We start from the raw sequence: 258 nt of genomic DNA, 5'->3' as shown, positions 1-258 counted from the left end.
GTTATTGCAGTGAAAATCTGTGAAAATTGTTCATAATGTTTCATTTCATCTTCTCTTATCTCTAGAATTTGTTCCATCTCTTTTTTATTAGACGCTTGCTTAGCCATTTTCTCATAACATTGGATTGCATTATATTCACTATCAATAGCATTTTGTAAATCTGTTACAAACTGACTCATATCACCATTGTTTATTGATTGATTCATTGAAGAATACATTTTATCCCTCTCCTTTCGTCTCCCTTCATTTCTATAATAT

Annotated in this window: 1 protein-coding gene; it reads right to left on the bottom strand. The window is 29.8% G+C overall.

Features of this window, described 5'->3' with window-relative positions; all coding sequences use genetic code 11:
- A partial coding sequence (locus AOA59_RS32185; protein WP_143522858.1) for a ferritin-like domain-containing protein occupies positions 1-218 on the bottom strand: 218 nt, incomplete at its 3' end.
- Positions 219-258: the final 40 nt, after the last annotated feature.

The sequence above is a fragment of the Pseudomonas sp. 2822-15 genome (assembly GCF_002742515.1).
Lineage (GTDB): Bacteria > Pseudomonadota > Gammaproteobacteria > Pseudomonadales > Pseudomonadaceae > Aquipseudomonas > Aquipseudomonas salomonii.
The sequence above is the reverse complement of the archived record's forward strand: the minus strand, read 5'-3'. Positions and strand labels throughout refer to the sequence as shown.